The following is a 2,255-nucleotide window of genomic DNA, read 5'->3' as shown; positions in this document are numbered from 1 at the left end:
ACAAAGATATTGCGATGCCTTGAGAAATGACCAAAGGCGAGCCGGGCCGCATAAGCGCCCGGAGACAGTCACGCTTCAAAATCGCTTGAGCAATTGAAGAGTGACTGTCTCCGGGCGCTTACGCGGCCCGGCTCGCCTTTGGTCGTTGTTTCACTTTTTTCTCTGGTCCAGCGTATCCGTCGCAAATCCCTCGATCTTGTTTTCCTGAAGCGTGATCTCGCCAGTCTTTGGCCCGAAGCGGAAGCCGATTCGTTTGGCGGGTTCCCGTTTCTCGCGCAGTTCGTTGTGAATGAAGACCAGCTTTTCGGTTTCGCCTTCGACATCAATGGCGACGCTTTCCGGGCCACCGGTGTTTTCCACGATGTTGCTCTCCACGGTGTTTCGGTGGCCGGCGAATGTCTTGCCTCGCTCGGCCCGGAAGAGGATGCCGACACGGCCGCTTCGCTTGACGCTGTTGGAGACGATCAGGTTGTCCGTGTCCCGGTGGCCGACGGAGATGCCGACGCGGTTGTCTTCGATGATGTTCCGTTCCGCGAGGCCGTACTTCACGCCCCAACAGAAGAAGAGGCCGATCTCGTTGTTCTTCAACACGTTCCCGCGCATGATCGGCCGTTGCGAGCCGGAGCCGGGATGCAGGCCCAACCCGGCGTGGTCGTGGCTGTGGCATTCTTCCACCGTGACATCGTGGCAAATCTGCCAGCTAATGCCGTCGCCGTTGTTGTTCCGGGCGGTCACTCGCTTGATGGTCACATTGCGGCAGTCTTGCAGGAAGATGCAACCGGCGTAATTGCCGTCGAGGTTGTCGTTGCTGGCTTTGTTGCCGTCGATCACGAGGTTTTCGATGTGCAAGTCGTGGAGGTATTCCCCGGTCACCAGCGGGAACAACGTGGCGGCGTAAGATTCGCCCATCAGCCACATGTTCTCCCGCAATCCTTGGTTCAACTTGAGCCGGTTGCCGGACTTGGCGATGATGGTCCGCTTGATGACCGTCGGCCCGCCGTTGTGCGGGTTGCGGCAGCGCAGGCAAACGCCGTCGCCGATCTCGAAGCCCTTGACGTCGGCCACTGTGATTTCCTGATCGAACCAGTCCGAATCGACGATGAGCTTGCTCTTCGCCATCGGTTCTTTCATCAGGATCGTGTCCGGCCCGCTGCCGATGAGTCGCACATTGTTGTTCAAGATCACCGAGTTCCGCAGCTTGAACATCCCCTCCAGCAACTTCACCGTGCCGCCTCCTAATCGGGAGACATAATCGACGGCCGCTTGAATCGCCTTCTCGTCCGTGCCGACGATCTGCCCCTTCTTGGGGCCGACCAGCAATGTGAGTTTTTCATCCCAATCCGGCTCGACCGCCACATCCCCGCTAGTGGCTCGCGGGTCTTTCACCGCCGGGCGCTCCACGGCTTTCGCCTCGTTGGTGGCAGACACCGCCGAGAGGGCCAAGGCCGTCCCCGCCGCCCCGAGAAACAATCGCCGATTCACTTCGTGATCCGCCGAAGACATGGTAACATCCTTTGGGTTCGAGATTGGGTAGTTGGCAAAAGTTTCGAGTGGGAAGTTCCAAGTTTCAAGTTTCAAGTTCCAAGTTTCAAGTTGAAAACATCAGGCAGAGCCATCTCTCTTGCCGGAGAATTTTTGCGGGGTTTTGATTTCAACTTGGAACTTGAAACTTGGAACTTGAAACTCCAAACGTGAACTCCCCGCTCATCACAAACAACCGGAGGTCTCGTGTCAACCATTTCCCGACGGGAATTTCTGGCAGTGTCGGCGATGACCGGCCTGGCGGCCACGGTACGGGCCGAGGTTCCCAAACTCACCATCAGCACGTTTTCGGTGGAAGTGACGCCCCCTCTCGGGCATCCGTGCATGGGCGGGGGCATCAGCCCGGTGAAGGAAATCATCGATCCGTTGTATGCGCACGGCGTCGTCATTCGCGGACTGGAAAAGCCGGTGGTGATTGTGGCTGTTGACTGGTGTGAGATTCGCAACGACGCTTATGATCGCTGGCGGGAGGCGATTGCCGAGGCTGTCGGCACGTCGCGGGATCGGGTGTTATTATCCGCGTTACACCAGCACGACACGCCGATTGCCGATCTCACCGCCCAGAAGTTTCTCGAAGCCGCCAAGGCCAAGGGGGCGATTTGCGATCTGGATTTCCATGAGAAGACCGTGCAGCGAGTGGCGAAGGCGGTGAAGTCGTGCTTGGACAAATCCCGGCCGCTCACGCATATCGGCATCGGACAAGCCGAAGTCAA

1 protein-coding gene and 1 pseudogene are annotated in these 2,255 nt (G+C 58.2%); one reads left to right on the top strand and one right to left on the bottom strand.

Annotation, left to right across the window (positions count from 1 at the left end):
* Nucleotides 1–150: 150 nt before the first annotated feature.
* Complete coding sequence (locus BGIM_RS0128210; protein WP_029630687.1) at nt 151–1,503, bottom strand: right-handed parallel beta-helix repeat-containing protein; 1,353 nt, start codon at nt 1,501–1,503, stop codon at nt 151–153.
* Nucleotides 1,504–1,728: 225 nt separating this feature from the next.
* Between BGIM_RS0128210 and BGIM_RS52835 the strand changes: the two are divergent.
* Nucleotides 1,729–2,255, top strand: a pseudogene (locus BGIM_RS52835) (hypothetical protein); the annotation flags it as partial.

Source organism: Zavarzinella formosa DSM 19928 (assembly GCF_000255705.1).
Taxonomy (GTDB): Bacteria; Planctomycetota; Planctomycetia; order Gemmatales; family Gemmataceae; genus Zavarzinella; species Zavarzinella formosa.
The sequence above is the reverse complement of the archived record's forward strand: the minus strand, read 5'-3'. Positions and strand labels throughout refer to the sequence as shown.

Bases quoted from the DNA above. Each gene is read 5' to 3' on its own strand.
- BGIM_RS0128210 (WP_029630687.1), bottom strand. From the start codon at position 1,503: ATGTCTTCGGCGGATCACGAAGTGAATCGGCGATTGTTTCTCGGGGCG.